This window comes from Roseburia sp. 499 (assembly GCF_001940225.2).
In the GTDB taxonomy this organism is placed as follows: domain Bacteria; phylum Bacillota; class Clostridia; order Lachnospirales; family Lachnospiraceae; genus Petralouisia.
The window spans coordinates 2,740,597-2,761,583 of the sequence record NZ_CP135164.1 but is presented as its reverse complement, the minus strand read 5'-3'; the positions used below and the strand labels follow the sequence as shown (position 1 = coordinate 2,761,583).

Below are 20,987 nucleotides of genomic sequence, written 5' to 3'. Positions count from 1 at the left end.
AAATCCCCCTTTTTATGATAGAATTAGGACATGTTTTCAAACAAGATGAAATATAATAATAAAGAGCGTTTATGCAAAAATAGAAAGAAAAGGAAATAGATTTATGTTAGACAAAATAGCATTTATGGAAACACTTCATTCCGTACAGGAGGTGGCAAGAACCTCTCTTACGCCTTTATCAAAGGAAGAGATACAGACTTACTTCAAGGATATGGAGTTGACCAAGGAACAGGAAGAAATGGTATACCAGTATTTATTGCACCCGCAGGAGGAAAATAGCTCCACTGAAGAAACAGAACCGGAAGTAGTAGAAGAATCCAAGAAGGAAGATTCCTCAGAGGAAAAACAGGTTTCTCCTCGTTTTCAGATGTATTTAGATGAGCTTGGTGATATACCAAAGATAAGCGAAGCGCAGGAGGCTGTACTGTATGAAAGACTAGCAAACGGTGAAGAACAGGTAATAGCAGAGATTTCTAACCAGTGGTTGAAAAAGGTAGTAGAGATTGCTTCAGAATATAATGTAGATGATGTACTGTTGGATGATATGGTACAGGAGGGAAATATTGGTCTTTTGATGGGATTACAATCTCTTTTGGGAAAGAAAGAGTCAGATCCGAAAAATGCATTAGAACAGTTAGTAAAAAAATCCATTGAAGAATATGTAGACGGAGAAAGCGGAGAAGGAGAGCAGGAGAATTCTATTCTTGCTAAGGTAAGCTTGGTGCATGAGGCAAAGGAAGCGTTGGCAAAAGAGCTTGGAACAGAACCGTCCATTCGTCAGCTTGCCGAATATACCAAGATTCCGGAGGAAGAGATTGCAGATATTGTTTCGCTGGCAAAAGAAGTGAAGCAGGGAGAATAGAATCAGAGGGTGTCTATGAGGAAAAAATATGCAATGTTAATGTCCGGAATAGCGTTATTTGCATTGGTAACCGGAATCTTTATGGGGAAGGAAATTTTTACGAAAGAAGAGGGAGAAAAGAGAGAAGAAACAAATGTTTCTTCCGCAGAGGAATCTGTAAAAACAGGTGGAGAATCGGTAGAGAAAACGGAGAAACAGAAAGAGGCAGGAACAGCAAGTCCGTTGTTGATTTATGATATTGAAGATGGCTATATGCAGGTTCCTTATCTTGCAAATGTTCCCAATCATATTTACGATTGGAATAATCTTCATGAAAAGGATGGATACAAATACTATATTGATGGAGAAGGGAAGGTATCACGAATTGGTATAGATGTATCTTATTTTCAGGGTGATATTGATTGGGCAAAAGTAAAAAACTCTGGAATTGATTTTGTTATGCTTCGTTTGGGATTCCGTGGCTACAGTGAAGAAGGAAAACTTGTGGTGGATGAAAAGTTTCACCAGTACATACAGGAAGCACAGGCAGCAGGGCTGGACACGGGCGTTTATTTCTTTTCCCAGGCAGTAAGTGAAGAAGAGGCAAGGGAAGAAGCAGACTTTGTATATCAAGAGTGTAAGGAATATGAGTTGACTTGTCCTGTTGCTTTTGACACGGAAAAAATAAAAGGAGATGCGGCAAGAACGGACAATATAAAGCCGGAGGAGCTTACAGATATTACCATTGCCTTTTGCGAAAAGATTAAGGAATACGGATATGAACCAATGATTTATGCCAATGCAAAATGGCTTACGACTAAATTACAGTTAGAGCGTCTTGGCGATTATTCCATATGGTATGCAGATTATCAGGAAAATCCCCTGTATCCATATACCTTTGAAATGTGGCAGTACACAGAAACAGGGCAGGTAGATGGAATCGAGGGGAATGTAGACCTTAATATCTGGTTTCCCAAAGACTAGTGCGGACTTCGGATAACGGGCTGAATCTGTTGATGATTCAAGGCATGTGCAATGGTTTCCGGCAGAAGTTCCGTAAAGGCGGTCATGGAGTTCGGTTTTGCCTTAAAATTGTCCTGTCCAAAGGGAACAAAATAGATATTTTTTGTATTTAGGAGAATACCGATATTTTTCAGGTTCATGCCCAGAGCGTCATTGGTGGAAAGAGAGATAACCAGAGGACGATTATTTCGAAGGTGTGATTTGGCGGCCATTAGCACAGGGGTATCGGAGATACCGTTTGCTAACTTGGAAAGAGTGTTTCCGGTGCAAGGAGCAATGACCATAATATCCATAAGACCTTTTGGGCCGATAGGTTCTGCTTGTGGAATCGTAGTAATAGGGTCTTTTCCTGTTAATTTTCGTGCGCGCTCCAGAAATTCAAGACTGGTTCCAAAGCGTGAATCTAATGTAGCAGCATGAACCGAAAATACCGGAAGAAGGCTGGCTCCTGTTTGTTTTAGTTCTTCTAACGCGTGAAAAACTTTTTCGTAAGTACAGAAAGAACCGGTAAATCCAATTCCGATGGATTTGCCTTGAAAATTATAAATCATGATGTATCATCCTTTCTATGGCTTTGCCGGCTGTAATACCTGCTGTCTTTGGATGGAACTTTCCGGGAAGTCCCGGCAGGCGAAAACAGGGCAGAGAGAATGTAACAGTAATATCTGCAGAGAAGCCGAATGGGGCGGAAGCAATGTCGAAGATATGGCAGTCTCCGGGTAAAAGTTTCAATTCCTGTTCACTTAGTACTTGTTGCGGGATGGTATTGATGACCAGGTCACAGTGTGGAAGGATTGTAGTTTTTTCAGAATCAGAAAGCGCTAATAACCCATTTTCTTCAGCTTGTAGCTGTTTTGCGACTTCACGTTCCAGTACGTAAACACGCGTGCCCAAGGCAGAAAACAGTGGACCAATGGCGTTTCCGCATTTGCCATATCCCAATAACAAAGTAGCGGTGTTTTGCAGAGAAAAAGGCGTGTAACGGATAACCTCTGAAAGAAGTCCTTCTGCAGTGAGCCGTGCATTTATTTCCGTAAATTCTGAGGAGTCGGAAAGAGAATACAGTCTACAGTCCCGTGCCTTCAACTGTTCCTGAAGGGGGAGAGGGATACCATTGTGAAAAACGATCATATGCTGGGAAATTTGTTGAAACAATTTTTCGATTGTAATAGGGGGAGAGGATGAATTTTTCTGAAACAGATGAACGCCATCCTGGGAAAAAGGTGTGGGCAGGAAGAGAACCTGGGTATCTAGGGCTTGTTTCAAAGATTCTCCAAGGTATATGTTACTGTTATAAGGGAAATCCGGTGTTTGAAAGCAAGTAATCTGATAACCGCAAAGAGAGAGATACTCTGCAGCATAGGCTTGACGAAGGTCACCGCCCAAAATGGTAATCTGCGATATTGACATAGGGTTCCTCCAAACTGCGTGGTTCTTAACATAATATGCAATGGAAACAGAATAGTGAAATTTTGGGATGAAAAATTTACCTGTTGGTTTGGAAAACAAACCACTTGGTATTTTTCTATTTACATCTTTTAAGGGCTTGCTATAATGGTCTCATGGGAGGAACGAGTGATGAAAGTCAGAATCGAGATTGAAGAAGAATTGCAGGAAGAAGAGGTTGTAATCCGATGTAGCAGAATGGATGAACAGATTTTAAAAATACAGGCTGCAATCATGGAACAGACCAGAGGAAAACAACAAATAGCTTTGAAAAATGGTGATACCGAATATTATCTGCCTTTAGAAGAAATTCTATTTTTTGAAACGGAAAATAAAACGGTATTTGCCCATACCAGAGACAAGATGCTGGAAACGGAATATAAGTTGTACGAATTAGAAGAATTACTTCCCGGTTCCTTTATGCGAATTTCAAAGTCTGCAATTGTTAATCTTGAACCGATTTATTCTATTACCCGGAATCTGACCGCATCCAGTGTTGTGGAATTTGTGCACAGCCACAAACAGATTTATGTATCCAGAAATTACTATAAACCGCTGGTGGAAAGACTGGCAGAAAAGAGGAAAAAGTTATGAGAAAAGGAAAAAATATTTTTTGGGGACTATTATTTATCCTTGGTGCAGTATTTATTCTTGTAAATAAGTTAGGATATTTTGAAGGAATCAGTATTGTTACAGTAATTTTTACAATTATAATAGCAGGGGCATTGATTGACGGCATTTTTCACAGAAGCTTTGGAGGAATTTTGTTCAGTTTAGCATTCTTATGTATTCTTTATGATGAGCCATTAGGAATTGAAAATCTGACTCCATGGCCTGTATTAGCAGCAGCATTATGTGGAACCATTGGACTTAACATGATTTTTAAGGAAAAAAAAAGAAATTGGAAATGTGAGAAACACTTCGAATGGGACAACGAGACATACAAAGATATTATAGATGAAGAAAGTGATGAATGGGTACGCTGTGAGGTAAGTTTTAGTTCTGCAACCAAGTATATTAATAGCACGAACTTTAAAAAAGCAGATTTAGAGAGTAGTTTTGGTAGCTTAATGGTATATTTTGATAATGCAATCTTAGACGGAGGAAGAGCAGCTGTAAGTGTAGATGTTTCTTTTGGAGATATGAAGTTATATATTCCAAAGTCTTGGAAGGTAGTTATGAATTTGGATAGTTCCTTTGGTGGCTGTAAAGAACATGGAACTTGTTCCATGAGTGATGAAAATGTATTGATGATAAATGGAGATGTGTCCTTTGGAGCACTGGAAATCTATTACATTTAAAGAAAGAGGCAGATATGAGAGAAACTGTACTGTTGTTCAATTTTACAGACAGAGAGAAGCGGAATAAGGTCACAAGGGCCTTATTCCCTTTGAAGTTAAAGATAAAAGAAATAGAGAAAAAGGATTACCTGCAGCCCATTGGATATCTGGCAGGAAATAAAGAGATTTCTCCTTCCGAAGGGGAATATGAGGGAGAAGAGTTAGAAGGTGAAATGTTGGTAATGGCAGGACTTACCAGTGCCAGAATCGATATGGTATTAAAGGCACTTCGAAGAAGTGGTGCGGGAAGTATTCCATATAAGGCGTCTATGACACCAACCAATCAGCATTGGAATCCGGTACAGCTTTTCAAAGAAATCAAAGAGGAACATGAAAAAATGCATGGGAAGGGGGAATAAGCATGGAATGGAAACAACTGCTTTGTGAGGAACGTATGCGCAGTTTTAAGAAGAATGGATCGAATGATTTGCGTTCTGAATATGAAAAGGATTATCATCGCATTATTGGAAGTGCGTCTTTTCGTAGACTTCAGGATAAGACGCAGGTGTTTCCGCTGGATAAGAGTGATTTTATTCGAACCAGATTGACACATTCCATGGAAGTATCCTCCTTCGGAAAGTCTTTGGGACAGAATATCAGCCAGCGGATTTTAAAAGAGCAGAAGGATGAAGGATTTTTGCCGGAATATCAAGGGTACATCTGTGATATTTTGCAGTGTGCCGGGCTTTTGCACGATATTGGCAATCCGCCATTTGGACATTTTGGGGAAACTGCGATTCGTGACTGGTTTCGAGAAAATCTCCCTAAGAAAATGTTTCAATTACCGGAAATGGAAAGACCGGTGCCGGTAAGCGAGATGTTAAAAGAGCAGATGAAGCAGGATTTTTATCATTTTGAAGGAAATACGCAAGCGCTACGGCTGGTAACGAAACTTCATTATCTTGTGGATGAGAATGGTATGAATCTTACAAAAGCATTGCTGGGGACAATTATAAAATATCCGGTATCTTCTTTGGAGATAAAAGCCACACCTCACATTAAAAACAAAAAAATGGGCTATTATTATGCAGAACGGGAATTATTCGAAGATTTGCAGCAAAGCCTTGGAACCAATGGAAATCGTCATCCATTGGCTTTTGTGTTGGAAGCAGCAGACGATATTGCTTATAAAACAGCAGATATTGAAGATGCTGTGAAAAAGGGATGTATTACATATGAACAATTAGTAGAAGAATTAGGGCTTGCAGAAGAAAAAATAACAGAAGACAGCCGAAAAGAGGCTTTTCATAAAATGGTGGAAAGCTTAAAATCCAAGTATGATCGAGCACAGAAACGTGGACTTCAGAATGCGAAAAGTAATGCAGTTCAGAACTGGATTATATTTGTGCAGGGATGGATGATAAATGCTGCAACCAATTGTTTCATAGAACATTATGAGGAAATTATGAATGGAACGTATGGTGCGAGCGGAGAAGATTTGTTTTTCGGTACAGACGGGGAATATATGATGAAAGCGCTGGGAGATATTGCATTCCGCTATGCTTTTCAGACGAAGCCTATTCTGAAATTGGAGATAGCAGCACAGTCTATTTTTGATTTCTTATTAGACAAATTTACAGATGCGGCAATTTATTTTGATACGGAACGGGAACTGACAGATGTACAGCAAAAAATGATGGCGTTAGTTTCCGATAATTATATTGCAATTTATCGTCATTTTTCTCAAGATGTAAGTGAAGAGGAAAAACTGTATCTGCGGTTGTTATTGGTGACAGATCATATTTGTGGTATGACAGATAGTTATGCGAAACGCCTGTATCAGGAACTAAAGGGAATTGACTAGAGAAAAACGAGGAGATAGAGATGATATATACTGTTACATTTAATCCATCTTTGGATTATATCGTAAGTGTAGATGATTTTATTTTGGGAAAGGTAAATCGAACTTCAAAGGAATTGATATACCCAGGCGGAAAGGGAATCAATGTTTCTCTGGTGCTTAAAAATCTTGGGATGGAAAGTACGGCTCTTGGATTTACGGCAGGATTTACCGGAATGGAAATTGAGCAGGCATTACAGCGCTGGGGATGTCATACGGATTTTATAAGGATTCCGGATGGAACGTCTCGTATTAATATAAAACTTCGGGCCAAGGAGGAAACAGAGATTAACGGGCAGGGGCCTGAGATTTCCAAGGAAGCATTGGAACAACTGTACCAAAAATTGGATGCTATGACATCTGAGGATGTATTGGTATTGGCTGGAAGTATTCCGGGCAGTATGCCGACTTCCGGTTATGAATTGATTATGGAACGGGTAGCGAAAAAGAAAATGAAAGTGGCAGTGGATGCTACGGGAGATTTACTGTTAAACGTATTGAAATATCACCCGTTTTTGATTAAGCCCAATAACCATGAGTTGGAAGAAATTTTTCATGTCCCTATGGATGGTAATGACACCATTATTATTTATGCAAGGAAGTTACAAGAAATGGGGGCTCGAAATGTATTGATTTCCTTGGCGGGAGATGGGGCGATTCTGATATCTGAAGATGGAGAAGTAAGACAAAGTCCGGCACCAAAGGGAAAGGTAGTGAATTCTGTGGGAGCAGGAGATTCCATGGTGGCAGGATTTCTTGCGGGATTCCTTACTACGGGAGAATACGAAGAAGCTTTCCGTATGGGAATAGCAACGGGAAGTGCAAGTGCATTTTCAGAACGTTTGGCAACCAAAGCGGAAGTGGAAGAAATTTTAAAACAATTTTAAAACAATTAAAACAATTTTAAGATAATTTAGTGTTGACACATCTATAGTCTCAATGTTAAACTAGTGGAGCGGATGAGTATTAGACTTATCTGCTCTAAATATTTGTAAAGGAGGAAATGCGTATGTTCGTTAATAGAAGAGAGGTAACTGATAACTAAATAATGGGCGTAGGTGCCGGTTTTGTATCCTTTATGAATCATGCTATATTTTTGATTGAAGCAAGACGCATTGGGTGTGTCTTTTTTTGTACCCTTTTTTAGAAAATACCATAGCATCTGTCATTCAGGCTGCATGCTATGGTATTTTTATGCCCGATTTTAAAGGAGAAATGAATGAACGGGATTGTAATTGCAGTACATAGAGAACGGTACGAAGTAAAAACAGAAGAACAAAAATTATATGCAAGGTTAAAAAGTGGAGTTTATTATAATCAGGGAACAGAAAAATTTCCAACAGTAGGAGATAGAGTAGAACTTCAATTTTATCCAAATGGAGATAGTATGATAACGAAAACACTGGAGCGTAAATCATATTTTTCCAGACAGGACCCTGATGTTGGTATGGGAGAACAGGTAGTTGCTGCAAATTTTGATTATGTTTTTCTGGTTATGTCGCTTAATCAGAATTTTAATCTGGATAGATTGGAGCGTTATCTGGCGCAAGCATGGCAAAGTGGAGGAACTCCGGTAGTGATTCTTACAAAGGCAGATTTGTGTGAAGATTTGCAGGAAAAAATGATGCAGGTGGAAAAAATAGCACCTGGGGTTGATATTCACGCAGTGAGTTCTGTTACAGGAAAAGGGATGGAAGAGGTACAGGCATATTTAAAAGTGGGAAAAAGTGTTGTGCTTCTAGGTTCTTCAGGAGTTGGAAAGTCCACCTTGGTTAATGTTTTAGCCGGAGAAGAAGTTATGGAAACGGGCGAGATTCGTCTGGCGGATGATAAGGGAAAACATACCACTACTCACAGGCAAATGATAGAATTACCACAGGGAGCGATAATCATTGATACACCCGGAATGCGGGAACTTGGAATTTGGGAAGCCCAGGATGGGATGAGTCAGGCTTTTTCAGAAATTGAAGAGTTGATTTCGAGGTGTCGTTTTTCGAATTGCAGCCATGGGAATGAGCCGGGATGCGCAGTGCATGCGGCATTAGAAGATGGAAGTCTTGATAAAAAACGTTGGATTCGTTATCAAAAGCTGGAAAAAGAAAATCGGATGAGGGCGGCCCGAAATCAGCTTGCAGAAAAACGACAACAAAAAAAGAACAAATGTTTGCACTATAAGAATAAGTATGATAGTATAGAGAGCAGTAATGTATAAGAGAAGGAGAAGTATATGATTGAGGTAAAAAATATTTCAAAGGACTTTGTGTCTGCCAAAAAGTATCCGGGACTTAAGGGTGCGATAAAGGGATTATTTTCAAATGAAAAAGTAGTAAAGAATGCAGTGAAAGGAATTTCCTTTTCTATTGCAGATGGAGAAATTGTAGGGTACATAGGGAGTAATGGGGCAGGGAAGTCAACCACCATTAAAATGATGACGGGAATTCTGAATCCAACCGATGGGGAATGTTTGGTAAATGGAGTGAATCCCAGTAAGAATCGAAAAGCAAATGCACAGAATATCGGAGTTGTATTTGGGCAGCGAACCCAGTTGTGGTGGGATTTACCGTTAAGTGAGTCTTTTGCTATTTTGAAGGAGATTTATAATGTCTCAGATGAGGATTATCAGGAACGAATGGAATTTTTGAACCGTGTATTGGAGCTTGATAAGTTTTTTCATTCACCGGTTCGTACATTGTCCTTGGGACAGCGTATGCGTGCCGATTTGGGGGCAGCATTATTGCATAATCCTAAGGTACTTTACTTAGATGAGCCAACGATTGGATTGGATCTGGTAGTAAAGGATAATATCAGGGATGCAATCCGTGAGATTAATCAGAAGTATAATACAACGGTTATTTTGACGACTCATGATATTGAGGATATTGAAGAATTATGCAGTAGAATTATCATTATTGATGAAGGAAAGAAGATTTACGATGGTTCCCTCATAGATTTAAAAGAAGAATATGGAACGATGCGGACGGTTACTATGGAAGTAAAATCTGTAGAAAAATTGCAGGAGTTAAATCTGGCACAGGAATTTGGCACTACAACGGAACAGTGTAGTCTGGAACTTGATCGAGAAAATAACACCTGTCTGGTAATGTTTGACAAGCATCAGATACAGGTTCCACAGATATTATCCCGTATTATGGAGCTTACAGAGGTCAAGGATGTGCAGATACAGGAAACAGAACTGGCGGAGATAGTAAAAGCGATTTACCGTCACGAAAATGGGGAGGAAAACAAATGAGAAAAGCGATAAAGATTTATGCGCCTTTTTCCATCAATGAATTGAAACGGCAGATGGCATATAAAGGAGCGTTTTATCTGTTTATCCTTATCAGCACCTTTGGTTCTTTTATTAGTTACTATCTGTGGATGGCGGTGTATGGAAGTTCTGAAAGCGCAGTGCTGGGAGGATTGACGCAAAATGAAATGGTAGTTTATATCTTTATGACCTATGTAACAAGCACTATTGTTACCATTTCGATTTCGGATTGGGTTAGTGAAGATATTGTAAAAGGTACGGTATCTATGAATTTAATCAAGCCTATTGATTACCGCATGAGTCTGATTGCAAGGGCAATGGGAGATATGATTTATCGTTTTCTATTTCCGGGTGTCATCATATGGATCGGGCTGGAAATATATAAGGTACAAGTGCTTGGAATGAAGGTAACGGGAATTCTTACCATTCTGACTTATATCATAAGCGCGGCAATGAGTTTTTTGATTTTTGTGCTGTTTGATTTTTGCTTTGGTATGATAGCATTTTTTACTACTTACATATTTGGTATGTTAATGGCGAAGGAAGCACTGTTAAGTTTTCTAACGGGACAGTTGATTCCGCTCAGTTTCTTTCCGGCAGGAGTGCAGAAGGTGTTTGATTTTCTACCATTTTCTTCTATGATATATACACCCGTTATGATATATCTGGGAAAATATTCCGGAAGTGAGTTGGGATTTGTGTTGTTACGTCAGGCAGTCTGGGTAGTTCTGTTGTATGCTTTGGGAAGTCTGATATGGAAGAAAGTTACTAGTCGTCTGGTAGTATTGGGAGGATAATATGAAGACAATAAAAAGATATCTGCGGTTGTACCGCATACTAATATCACAGTTTTTTAAAGTGATTCTACAGTCAAAAGTAGACTTTTTTATGGGATTGTTGGGATTTTTTCTTACCCAGATATTTGGAATCGTATTTTTGTTTTTGGTATTTCAGCAGATTCCAAGCTTGAATGGGTGGACGCTGAACCAGTTAATTTTTATTTACGGATTTGCTCAGATTCCAAGGGGAATTGACCATTTGTTTACAGATAATATCTGGATGGTAGCATGGCATACTGTGGTAAATGGAGAATTTGACCGTTATATGTTGCGCCCTATGAATGTTTTCTTTCAAGTCATCAGCGAGAAATTACAGCCGGATGCCGTAGGAGAACTTCTGGTGGGAAGTATTTTGGTGGTTTATTCTATTTCTAAGGGAGTAGTTGCGGTAGATGGATTTCATGTTCTGATGTTTGTGGTTTCCATATTGGCGGGAGCTGTGATTTATACATCGATTAAGCTATTTTTTGCATCCATTGCTTTTTGGGTGAAAATAAGTGGACCATTTCTTCAGGCTGCTTATGAAATGGCGGATTTTGCGAAATATCCGACTGAAATCTATGCAAAAGGAATTCGTTTCGTTATTACCTGGGTAATACCATTTGCCTTTGTGGCATATCTACCGGCGAAGTATTTTCTTATTAGTGGAAGTACAGCGGCAGTCATTGGAATCGAATGTGGAATTGCAGCAGTATTCTGGGTAATTGCGTATGCTTTGTTTCAAAAGGGACTGAGTGTATATGAAAGTGCTGGAAATTAAAGGAAATACAAAGATTTAAAGAAAAAATAGTAGGCATGATGAAAAAAGTATGATAAAATAAAAAAAGTGTGCAAAGCACCTCAGAAACCATATGGTTTTTGTGAGGTGCTTTTGCTTGTAGTAATTTAGAGGATAATAGGAGCAATTATGAAAAATATTGTTTTAATCGGAATGCCTGGTGTAGGAAAGAGCACGGCAGGCGTTATTCTTGCAAAAGTATTGGGATATCAGTTCCTTGATGCAGATCTCGTGATTCAGGAGGAAGAAAAACGCCTCTTGCATGAAATTATCAGAGACGAAGGAACAGATGGATTTATTGAAATAGAAAATCGTGTCAATGCAAGTATTGATGTAGAACAGTCTGTTATAGCAACAGGAGGAAGTGTAGTATATGGAAAGGAGGCCATGGAGCATTTAAAAGAGATTGGAACCGTGGTTTACCTGAAACTTCCCTATGAACAGTTGGAAAAGCGTCTTCATAATATTCAGGGACGTGGCGTGGTGTTAAGAGATGGACAAACCCTACATGATTTGTATGAAGAAAGGGTAGTTCTGTACGAAAAATATGCAGATGTGATTGTGGATGAAACAGATTTAAATGTGGAAGAAACAATTCAGAGAATAGTAGAAGAGTTAAAAAAAGCAGAATGATTTGAAGAAAAAAGCTTATACTAATAAACAAGTGCTTTCCGGAGAAACGGTAGGACATACACCGAAAGAGAATTTTGGCATACAATAAAGACAAATAGAGGCCTTAAAAGCATAGGAAAGCAAGCATTTACAAATTGGCAAAGTATGTTATAATAATACATAAAGATTTTTTGGCAAGTCCTTGACAGGAAAGGACCGTATTACTATAATAACTTTTTGTACGAAAAATGAAGCATAGAGGTGCGATATGGAACAATATGTTATTAAGGGAGGCAATCCGTTAGTTGGAGAAGTGGAAATTGGCGGAGCGAAGAATGCTGCGTTGGCAATTCTTGCAGCGGCAATTATGACGGATGAGACCGTGACAATAGATAATTTACCCGATGTACGGGATATAAATGCTTTGCTTCAGGCAATGGGGGACATTGGAGCGAAGATAGATAGAATAGATGCGCATACAGTAAAGATTAATGGAGCTTTTGTAAAGGATGTACCGGTGGATTATGATTCCATGAAGAAGATACGTGCATCCTATTATTTGCTAGGATCTTTACTTGGTAAATATAAGAGGGCGGAAGTAACACTTCCTGGTGGCTGTAATATTGGAAGTCGTCCTATGGACTTGCATATTAAGGGATTCCGTGCTTTGGGAGCCAATGTAGAGATTCGTAATGGTGCGGTAGCGGCAGAGGCAGAAAAATTGGTAGGAAGCCATATTTATTTGGATAAGGTATCCGTAGGTGCTACTATTAATATTATGATGGCAGCGTCCATGGCAGAAGGAAAAACGATTATTGAAAATGCAGCAAAAGAGCCACATGTCGTAGACGTAGCCAACTTCCTTAACAGCATGGGAGCTAATATTCGTGGTGCAGGAACAGATGTGATTCGTATTTCCGGAGTAGAGAAGCTTCATAAAACAGAATACTCCATTATTCCGGATCAGATTGAGGCAGGAACCTTTATGTTTGCGGCAGCAGCGACAAAGGGTGATGTTACAGTTAAAAATGTAATTCCAAAGCATTTGGAAGCAACTACTGCTAAGTTGTTGGAAATAGGATGTGAAGTTGAAGAATTTGATGATGCAGTACGTGTAGTGGCATCTAAACCATTGCGCCATACACAGGTTACGACACTTCCATATCCGGGATTCCCAACAGATATGCAGCCGCAGATGTCCGTGGTATTAGGTATTGCACAGGGAACCAGTACGGTAACAGAAAGTATTTTTGAAAATCGTTTTAAATATGTAGATGAATTGACCCGTATGGGAGCAGATATTAAAGTGGAGAGTAATATTGCCATTATTAATGGTGTAGAAGGATATACCGGAGCGAGAGTAAGTGCACCGGATTTGAGAGCGGGAGCAGCATTGGTAATTGCAGGACTTTCCGCAGAAGGAATTACCGTAGTAGATGATATTCATTATATTCAGCGTGGCTATGAAGCCTTTGAAGAAAAGCTTGCAAGTCTGGGAGCACAGATGGAACGTGTAAGTTCTGAGAAGGAGATTCAGAAGTTTCAACTGAAGGTAGGTTAGAATCGTATATCGAATGTATAGAACAGAGGCAGTTGCTTTAGCAACTGCCTCTGTTGATAATCTAAAAGAATTATTTTATAAGTATTTTTTCAACAAATCTACTTTATCTGTTGCTTCCCATGGAAGATTTAAATCATTACGTCCAAAGTGACCATAAGCAGCAGTCTGCTTGTAAATTGGTCTTCTTAAGTCTAACATCTTGATAATTCCGGCTGGACGCAAATCAAAGTTTTCGCGGATGATGTCTACTAACTTCTCGTCAGAAACTTTGCCTGTTCCAAAGGTATCAACCATGATGGAGGTAGGCTGTGCAACACCGATTGCATAAGAAAGCTGAATTTCACACTTATCAGCAAGTCCGGCAGCAACGATATTTTTAGCAACATAACGTGCTGCGTAAGCTGCGGAACGGTCTACCTTAGTGCAGTCTTTTCCGGAAAAAGCTCCGCCGCCGTGACGTGCATATCCGCCGTATGTATCTACGATAATCTTACGTCCGGTAAGACCTGCATCTCCGTGAGGTCCACCAATTACAAAACGTCCGGTTGGATTGATGAAGAACTTGGTATTATCGTCAATCAGTTCAGCTGGAAGAATTGGGTCAAATACATATTTTTTGATGTCAGCGTGAATCTGTTCCTGGGTTACATCCGGGTCATGCTGAGTAGATAATACAACTGCTTCTAAGCGGATTGGCTTATCATTTTCATCATATTCTACGGAAACCTGAGTTTTTCCATCTGGTCTTAAATATTTTAAAGTACCGTCTTTGCGAACTTTAGTCAGCTGGCGTGATAATTTGTGAGCCAGAGAAATTGGGTATGGCATCAGTTCCGGTGTTTCGTTGGTTGCATAACCGAACATCATACCCTGGTCTCCGGCACCAATAGCTTCCAGTTCTGCATCAGACATTTTGTTTTCCTTTGCTTCCAGAGCCTTGTCTACACCCATTGCGATATCGGAAGATTGTTCGTCAATAGCAGTAAATACAGCACATGTATTTCCGTCAAATCCATATTCGGAACGGTCATAGCCGATTTCCTTTACGGTGTCACGCACAATTTTAGGAATATCTACATAAGCGCTGGTAGTAATTTCACCTGTTACTAATACGAAACCGGTGCAGGCAGCAGTTTCACATGCCACACGGCTCATAGGGTCTTGTTCCATTAACGCGTCTAAGATTGCATCGGATACTGCATCGCAGACTTTGTCAGGATGTCCTTCTGTTACGGATTCAGATGTAAATAATCTTTTTTCCATTTGTTGTTTCCTCCTTTTTGTATAAGAACGTTTTTTATATCATAAGGAAGTCATATTCTTTCGTACTTTAATGCAACAAGGTCTTTCCTATGATATAAAAAAATCCGCTTAAAATAAGCGGACTCGATAGTTAATAAAGATAATCAAATCCTCTTATTGTTCGATTGCTCGCTCAGGTTGGCACCTTCCGAATAGGGGTTGCCGTGGCTTCACAGGTCCTATGTACCTCCACCACTCTGAATAAGAGAAATTTATACAATATGGAATTTTCAAATCTTCTATAGATAACATACTACGTTTGATATACAAAGTCAAGGGTAAAATACTGGAAACTATTGACAAAGATAACTTTTATTTTTATACTAAAATGTATATTGAGTAGTTATTATGCAGTTTTAGACTGCGTGATAGGGGGAATTGGAGAATGAAAACATACGCCGTGGAGGACCTGCGTCCGGGAATGAAAACAGCAAAGCCGGTGTATAGTAATCGTGGACAACTTATTATAGAAGAAGGAACGATGTTAACAACAGCATTGATATCACGATTATTTTTTTACGGTATTACATCAGCAGGAGTAGAAGAAGAAAAAACGACAGAAGAGAAGTCATCGGAAGAACAGGTATTTATTCCAAGAACCTCTTATTCACAGCAGGTGAAACGTCGACCGGAATTTATGAACTTTCAGATTGATTATACTAAGAATCTGGGGATGGTAAAGGATTCTTTTGCTACTATCTGTCAGTCGGATGGGACAGTAAATACAGATGGACTTTTAGCAGGAGCTTCAGAATTGCTGTCCAAGGCATCTACTACCATGGGATTATTGGATATGTTGCATAATATGCGCCAGATTGATGATAGTATTTATGCCCACAGTATGAATGTAGCATTGATAGCCAGAACATTGGGAGAATGGTTGCATTTTTCAAAAGAAGACCTGGAAATGATTACACTGTGTGGAATTTTGCATGATATTGGCAAAACAGTATTGCCTGCGGAATTATTGAATAAACCGGGAAAATATACAGATGAAGAGTATGCAAGAGTGCAACAGCATACATTACTGGGATATAAGATATTAAAAGATCTTCCTTTAGATGTTCGTGTAAAACGTGCGGCATTGCAGCACCATGAACGTTGCGACGGAAGTGGTTATCCTCAGGGATTGAAAGATGATGAGATTGATTCTTTTGCACAGATTATAGCGATTGCAGATGTATATGATGCTATGACAGCAGCACGTTCCTATCGTGCACCGTTGTGTCCGTTCCAGGTAATTGACGCGTTTGAAAAGGAAGGATTGCAGAAGTATCATCCGCAGTATATTCTTACATTTTTGAGTCATATAGCCAACTCTTATCAGCACAACAGAGTATTGTTAAGTAATGGGCAGAGTGGCACAATTGTTATGATTAATTCGAGTCATTTGACACAACCGATGATTCAGATGGATGATGGAAAGATTATGGATTTAACACAGCATACCGACCTTTCTATCACAAAGATTATATAATATTGAAAATATAAAAGCCTTATGACAGTTGATTGATGTCATAAGGCTTCTGTATTATTTACGTAATTTTTGTTCTTGGTCCAGTATTTGAAGAAAGCGTTCGTCTGTTTCGATGAGCAGTGTATAGGTTCCGTCTGGAATAGATACCTGCACACTATATACGAGTTCCGGGTCAAAGTAGAATTTTTTGACAGAATTTTGATTATCGATTCCCTTTTTTATATACTGAATGTTATCCAAGTTACAAGTGAATTTCTTTTTTCTGCGAATACCGTTAGATATTTTGAAAATAGCCAGGTCTCCGGATAAATAATCAAATTCGTATTCTGTTTTGCGATTGCGGAATAATACAAACCAGGCAATCGCACAGATAACTGTAACAATAAGAAAAGGAATATAATACATAAAAAGCAGAGTCAGAAAACCAAAAAGGATACAGCCCCATTGAGCAACAAGGCGTAGAAATTTCTGGCCGGTAGATTCTGTTTTTTTACACACCCATTCAAATCTGGAATTTTTTAGATTCATAGGTTCATCCTCCTGTTGGTATATATATTCACAGTATAGCATATTTGAATGACAAAAAGGATGCTTTTTCTACATTGTTTATAAAAAGTTTATATTTTGGCAGTTTATACATTTTTTATAAAAGTTTAGAAAAATTGCATAGGATTTTATCGAAAACATTGATATAATGATATTAAAATACAAAAATGGAAAGAAAGGATTTTTTATGAAACTTAGAACCAGATTGATCATTTCTTTTTGCATTATCATATTTGTGCCTGTGTTATTGGCAGGAGCTACTATCTGGGGGTTTGGAGAGTTTCAGATGCGAACAGTCCGGCAGGCATATAATATAGATGGCGGCGCGTATGAGTATCTGACAAATTCCATTAAGGTATTAAGTCATTTTACAAAAGCAGATTATGAAGCGTTGCAGAAGGTTGCGAAGGAAGAACCGGAGAAGCTGGAGGAGCAGGCGTATCTGGAAAAAATAAATCAGGAACTTGCAGGAAAGTATTCTTATCTGATTGTTCGGAAAGAAGACAATATCATATATGGGAAAGATATAAATCCGGAGGTATCGGAAAAGTTGCCGGAATATGCCAATGAATCAGCAGAAAGTGCATCTGGGATCTATATAGAGGGAGAAGCCCAGGTACTGCTAAAACAGATTGATTTTACCTATTCCGATGACAGTGAAGGAACGGCATTCATTGTTACCAGTATGGAGAAGATTGTTCCCGAAGTGAAGAAGATGGTAATTGATATGGGAATATCGGTTATTTTGATTCTGATATTTACCGGTGGAATGTTGACAATCTGGATTTATCGGGGAATTATTAATCCGATTCGGAAGCTCCAAGGTGCAGCACAGAATATTAAGGCGGGGAATCTGGATTTTACGATTGAGGCAGAGGGAAATGATGAGATTGGAGAGTTATGCCGTAACTTTGAGGATATGCGTTTGCGGCTGAAAGAGTCTGCGGAGGAGAAGATTGCCAGTGAAAAAGAGAGTAAAGTATTAATTAGCAATATTTCCCATGATTTGAAGACTCCGATTACTGCTATTAAGGGATATGTAGAAGGAATTATCGATGGGGTAGCGGATACACCGGAAAAACAGGACAAGTATATTCGGACTATATATAATAAGGCAAACGAGATGGATACATTAATCAATGAGTTGACCTTGTATTCTAAGATAGATGCAAATAAGATTCCTTATAATTTTAAGCGGATTAATGTGGCGGATTATTTTAATGACTGTGTAGAAGAAGTAGGGGTGGAACTGGAAGCAGAAAACATCAAGCTTACTTATATCGATTATGTAGATGCGGATGTACAGATTATTGCAGATCCGGAGCAGTTGCGCAGAGTAATCAACAATATTATTAGTAATTCTGTTAAATATTTGGACAAGCGACAAGGTTTTATTAATATTCGCATTCGAGATGTAGGTGATTTTATCCAGGTAGAATTAGAGGATAACGGAAAAGGCATCGCAGCAAAGGATTTACCGTATATTTTTGACCGATTTTATCGGACAGACGCTTCGCGTAATTCTGCCACCGGTGGCAGTGGAATCGGCCTTTCTATTGTAAGGAAGATTATAGAGGATCATGGGGGCAAAATATGGGCGAACAGTAAGGAAGGCTCTGGAACGATTATGTACTTTGTAATACGAAAATATCAGGAGGTTATAAATTGAGTAAAGTATTGATTATTGAAGATGAAGTGGCAATTGCAGACTTGGAAAAAGATTATCTGGAATTGAGTGGGTTTGAGGTTGAAATCGAAAACGATGGAAACAGAGGACTTGCAAGAGCATTAAGCGAAGAATTCGATATGTATATTTTGGATTTGATGTTACCGGGCGTGGATGGGTTTGAGATATGCAAGAGAATTCGCGAGGCCAAAAATACACCAATTCTTATGGTATCAGCCAAAAAGGATGATATAGATAAGATACGCGGTCTGGGATTAGGGGCAGATGACTATATTACCAAACCATTTTCGCCAAGTGAGCTGGTGGCAAGAGTGAAGGCACATCTTTCACGGTATGAAAGATTAATTAATAGCAATGTAAAGGATAATGATATCATTGAGATTCGTGGCCTGAAGATTGATAAAACGGCAAGAAGAGTGTGGGTCAATGAGGAAGAGAAGCAGTTTACGACCAAAGAATTTGATTTGTTGGCCTTTTTGGCGCAGAATCCCAACAGAGTGTTTACGAAAGAAGAATTATTTAGCGAAATATGGGATTTGGAATCGGTAGGAGACATTGCAACAGTTACAGTGCATATAAAAAAGATTCGTGAAAAAATCGAGTTTAATACAGCAAAACCACAATATATCGAGACAATCTGGGGTGTAGGATATCGGTTCAAGGTGTGATTATGAAGGAACAAATACAGATTATATATGAGGATGAGACAGTTGTAGTGTGTCATAAACTGCCGGGAATTCCGGTTCAAACTCCCAAAGTGGGACAACAGGATATGGTGAGTTTACTGCGGAATTATTACACTAGAAAAAAAGAGAATAATCAGATATTTATTGTGCATCGGTTGGATCAGCCGGTGGAAGGGGTTATGGTATTTGCGAGGACAAAAGAAGCGGCGGCAAATTTAAACCGTCAGGTACAAGAAAGACAGATGGACAAGCAGTATCTTGCGGTGGTAGAAGGAAAATGGAAGGAAAAGTCTGGCGTACTGGAGAATTATTTGTTGCGTGATGGCAGAACGAACACTTCTAAGGTAGTAATGGAAGGAACAAAGGGGGCTAAGCGTGCAAGACTTACTTATAAGGTAGAACGGGAAATGGAAGATAATTCCCTGGTGAAAGTCCAATTAGATACAGGCAGACATCATCAAATACGAGTACAAATGGCGTATGCGGGACATCCACTAGTGGGTGATAAAAAGTATAATTCTAATTGTTCGGCGGGATATCAACCGGTTGGACTGTGCTCGGTGAAAACAGCATTTGTGCATCCGGTTACCGGTAAGCAGATGGAATTTGAAGTGGAGCCTCAGGGTAGCCTGTTTAAAAATTAAGAATAAAAAATGTCATCTGACACATACTAAAAATATGAAAGATGAAATGAGAAAAAGTATGTGTAGAATTGGCAGAATATTGGGAATTACCATTGCAGTATATGCGTGTGTCCGCTGGTTACTGCCGTTGGTGGTTCCTTTTTTTATTGCGTTTCTTTTTGCAAAGCTGCTGAATCCAGTGGTAGAAAAACTAAATCAGAAAATGAAAATAAAGCGTGGAATAGCTTCTGTTGTTATTGTAGGAAGTCTGGTAGTACTTATAGGTTCGGTCTTGGTGATGTTTTTGTGGAGTCTTCTGGAACAGGTACGGCATATAATTTCCAATCTGGAGTACTACCAAAGGAAAGCAGGTATGATATGGGAGAATTGTTGTGGACAAATGGAGGCAATTACCGGGATTCGGGCAGAGGAATTACAAAGAAATGTGGATGTTTATATTCCAAAGTTTCAGAGGCAGGTAGAAGAAAAGATTCTTCCGTCTCTCATGGATGGTACTTTTGGTTATGCTAAGAATTTATTAGTGGTGAGTGGAGTTTGTTTCATCGTAATTATAAGTACGATACTGATTTTGCGGGATTATCATAAAATCAGAAAGGGCTTGGAGGAACATCCGGTGGGAAAGGTGGGGCTTAAGGTGTGCCGTCGGACCTATGAAGCAGGAGGAGCTTACATTCGGGCGCAACTGGTTATTATGCTGATTGTTTCCACTGCTTGTGTGGTAGGATTATATTTTGCGAAAAATAGATATGCACTGTTGATAGGGTGCGGAATTGGATTGTGTGATGCTATGCCATTTCTGGGGACAGGGACGATACTGATTCCTTGGGCGATATTTGAGATTGTTCAGGGGAAATATATGATGGCAGCCATTTGTGCGGCTATTTATGCTATATGCAGCCTTTTGAGAGAGAGTCTGGAACCCAAACTGGTAGGTGATAAGCTGGGAATGCATCCGTTGCTAGTCATTGCTAGTATTTATGTGGGATTAAATCTGTACGGAATTTGGGGATTTGCATTAGGACCTTTTTCTTACATTTTGATAAGAGAAATTTATTGTTGTAAGTTTTCGTGAATATTGATATAATAGTAAGGAAAAA

At 39.2% G+C, this 20,987-nt stretch carries 22 protein-coding genes and 1 riboswitch; of the genes, 18 read left to right on the top strand and 4 right to left on the bottom strand.

Features of this window, described 5'->3' with window-relative positions; genetic code table 11:
* Positions 1-103: 103 nt before the first annotated feature.
* A complete protein-coding gene (locus tag BIV20_RS13510; protein ID WP_075721143.1) occupies positions 104-862 on the top strand; it encodes a hypothetical protein in 759 nt (252 codons plus the stop codon).
* Positions 863-877: 15 nt separating this feature from the next.
* Positions 878-1,825: a glycoside hydrolase family 25 protein gene (locus BIV20_RS13505; protein ID WP_075721144.1), complete on the top strand. Its 948-nt coding sequence runs from the start codon at positions 878-880 to the stop codon at positions 1,823-1,825.
* On the opposite strand, the gene BIV20_RS13500 is transcribed toward BIV20_RS13505, so the two are convergent.
* Positions 1,822-2,415 (bottom strand): dipicolinate synthase subunit B, encoded by a 594-nt coding sequence (locus tag BIV20_RS13500; protein ID WP_075721145.1) that lies wholly within the window; start codon positions 2,413-2,415, stop codon positions 1,822-1,824. The two genes, BIV20_RS13505 and BIV20_RS13500, sit on opposite strands and share 4 nt — an antisense overlap.
* A complete protein-coding gene (locus BIV20_RS13495; protein ID WP_075721146.1) occupies positions 2,405-3,274 on the bottom strand; it encodes a dipicolinate synthase subunit DpsA in 870 nt (289 codons plus the stop codon). Before BIV20_RS13495 ends, BIV20_RS13500 begins: the two co-directional genes overlap by 11 nt.
* 168 nt (positions 3,275-3,442) lie before the next feature.
* Between BIV20_RS13495 and BIV20_RS13490 the strand changes: the two genes are divergently transcribed.
* The 11 genes from BIV20_RS13490 to BIV20_RS13440 all read left to right on the top strand — a co-directional run bounded on the left by BIV20_RS13490 (position 3,443) and on the right by BIV20_RS13440 (position 13,548).
* The gene (locus BIV20_RS13490) at positions 3,443-3,904 is read left to right on the top strand and encodes a LytTR family DNA-binding domain-containing protein (protein WP_075721147.1); all 462 of its coding nucleotides are present in this window, start codon (positions 3,443-3,445) and stop codon (positions 3,902-3,904) included.
* Positions 3,901-4,611 (top strand): LiaF transmembrane domain-containing protein, encoded by a 711-nt coding sequence (locus BIV20_RS13485; RefSeq protein ID WP_075721148.1) that lies wholly within the window; start codon positions 3,901-3,903, stop codon positions 4,609-4,611. Before BIV20_RS13490 ends, BIV20_RS13485 begins: the two co-directional genes overlap by 4 nt.
* A 14-nt stretch (positions 4,612-4,625) precedes the next feature.
* Complete coding sequence (locus BIV20_RS13480) at positions 4,626-5,009, top strand: DUF3783 domain-containing protein (RefSeq protein WP_075721149.1); 384 nt, start codon at positions 4,626-4,628, stop codon at positions 5,007-5,009.
* A 2-nt stretch (positions 5,010-5,011) separates the two neighbouring features.
* On the top strand, positions 5,012-6,454 hold the full coding sequence (locus BIV20_RS13475; protein WP_075721150.1) for a deoxyguanosinetriphosphate triphosphohydrolase: 1,443 nt from the start codon (positions 5,012-5,014) through the stop codon (positions 6,452-6,454).
* A gap of 20 nt (positions 6,455-6,474) precedes the next feature.
* Positions 6,475-7,377 (top strand): 1-phosphofructokinase, encoded by a 903-nt coding sequence (gene pfkB, locus BIV20_RS13470; RefSeq protein ID WP_075721151.1) that lies wholly within the window; start codon positions 6,475-6,477, stop codon positions 7,375-7,377.
* A 332-nt stretch (positions 7,378-7,709) separates the two neighbouring features.
* Positions 7,710-8,702, top strand: a complete 993-nt coding sequence (rsgA, locus tag BIV20_RS13465) for a ribosome small subunit-dependent GTPase A (RefSeq protein ID WP_075721152.1) — start codon at positions 7,710-7,712, stop codon at positions 8,700-8,702.
* 15 nt (positions 8,703-8,717) lie between these two features.
* Positions 8,718-9,740, top strand: coding sequence for an ABC transporter ATP-binding protein (locus BIV20_RS13460; RefSeq protein WP_075721153.1), 1,023 nt, complete (start codon positions 8,718-8,720; stop codon positions 9,738-9,740).
* Positions 9,737-10,555: an ABC transporter permease gene (locus BIV20_RS13455; protein WP_075721154.1), complete on the top strand. Its 819-nt coding sequence runs from the start codon at positions 9,737-9,739 to the stop codon at positions 10,553-10,555. The genes BIV20_RS13460 and BIV20_RS13455 overlap by 4 nt, the downstream gene beginning before the upstream one ends.
* A gap of 1 nt (position 10,556) precedes the next feature.
* Complete coding sequence (locus tag BIV20_RS13450) at positions 10,557-11,357, top strand: ABC transporter permease (RefSeq protein ID WP_083655227.1); 801 nt, start codon at positions 10,557-10,559, stop codon at positions 11,355-11,357.
* A 147-nt stretch (positions 11,358-11,504) separates the two neighbouring features.
* Complete coding sequence (locus BIV20_RS13445) at positions 11,505-12,008, top strand: shikimate kinase (protein WP_075721155.1); 504 nt, start codon at positions 11,505-11,507, stop codon at positions 12,006-12,008.
* Positions 12,009-12,255: 247 nt separating this feature from the next.
* A complete protein-coding gene (locus BIV20_RS13440; protein WP_075721156.1) occupies positions 12,256-13,548 on the top strand; it encodes a UDP-N-acetylglucosamine 1-carboxyvinyltransferase in 1,293 nt (430 codons plus the stop codon).
* A 75-nt stretch (positions 13,549-13,623) separates the two neighbouring features.
* On the opposite strand, the gene metK is transcribed toward BIV20_RS13440, so the two are convergent.
* Positions 13,624-14,811 (bottom strand): methionine adenosyltransferase, encoded by a 1,188-nt coding sequence (gene metK / locus BIV20_RS13435; RefSeq protein WP_075721157.1) that lies wholly within the window; start codon positions 14,809-14,811, stop codon positions 13,624-13,626.
* A 150-nt stretch (positions 14,812-14,961) separates the two neighbouring features.
* A riboswitch (SAM riboswitch) is annotated at positions 14,962-15,058 on the bottom strand.
* Positions 15,059-15,235: 177 nt separating this feature from the next.
* On the opposite strand from metK, the gene BIV20_RS13430 reads away from it, so the two are divergent.
* Positions 15,236-16,327, top strand: a complete 1,092-nt coding sequence (locus BIV20_RS13430; protein WP_075721158.1) for an HD-GYP domain-containing protein — start codon at positions 15,236-15,238, stop codon at positions 16,325-16,327.
* Positions 16,328-16,381: 54 nt separating this feature from the next.
* Here BIV20_RS13430 and BIV20_RS13425 read toward each other — a convergent pair whose 3' ends face one another.
* Complete coding sequence (locus tag BIV20_RS13425) at positions 16,382-16,855, bottom strand: hypothetical protein (protein ID WP_075721159.1); 474 nt, start codon at positions 16,853-16,855, stop codon at positions 16,382-16,384.
* 205 nt (positions 16,856-17,060) lie between these two features.
* On the opposite strand from BIV20_RS13425, the gene BIV20_RS13420 reads away from it, so the two are divergent.
* Genes BIV20_RS13420 through ytvI form a run of 4 tightly spaced genes read left to right on the top strand, consistent with a single transcriptional unit; the run spans position 17,061 to position 20,962 of the window.
* Entirely contained in the window at positions 17,061-18,542 is a 1,482-nt protein-coding gene (locus BIV20_RS13420) for a sensor histidine kinase (protein ID WP_075721284.1), read from the top strand.
* Positions 18,539-19,228, top strand: a complete 690-nt coding sequence (locus tag BIV20_RS13415; protein ID WP_075721160.1) for a response regulator transcription factor — start codon at positions 18,539-18,541, stop codon at positions 19,226-19,228. The genes BIV20_RS13420 and BIV20_RS13415 overlap by 4 nt, the downstream gene beginning before the upstream one ends.
* Positions 19,229-19,230: 2 nt before the next feature.
* Positions 19,231-19,890 carry an RluA family pseudouridine synthase gene (locus tag BIV20_RS13410; protein ID WP_075721161.1) on the top strand — a complete coding sequence of 220 codons (660 nt, stop codon included), beginning with the start codon at positions 19,231-19,233 and terminating at the stop codon, positions 19,888-19,890.
* 46 nt (positions 19,891-19,936) lie between these two features.
* Positions 19,937-20,962: a sporulation integral membrane protein YtvI gene (ytvI, locus tag BIV20_RS13405; protein ID WP_158024940.1), complete on the top strand. Its 1,026-nt coding sequence runs from the start codon at positions 19,937-19,939 to the stop codon at positions 20,960-20,962.
* The last annotated feature ends 25 nt before the right edge of the window (positions 20,963-20,987 follow it).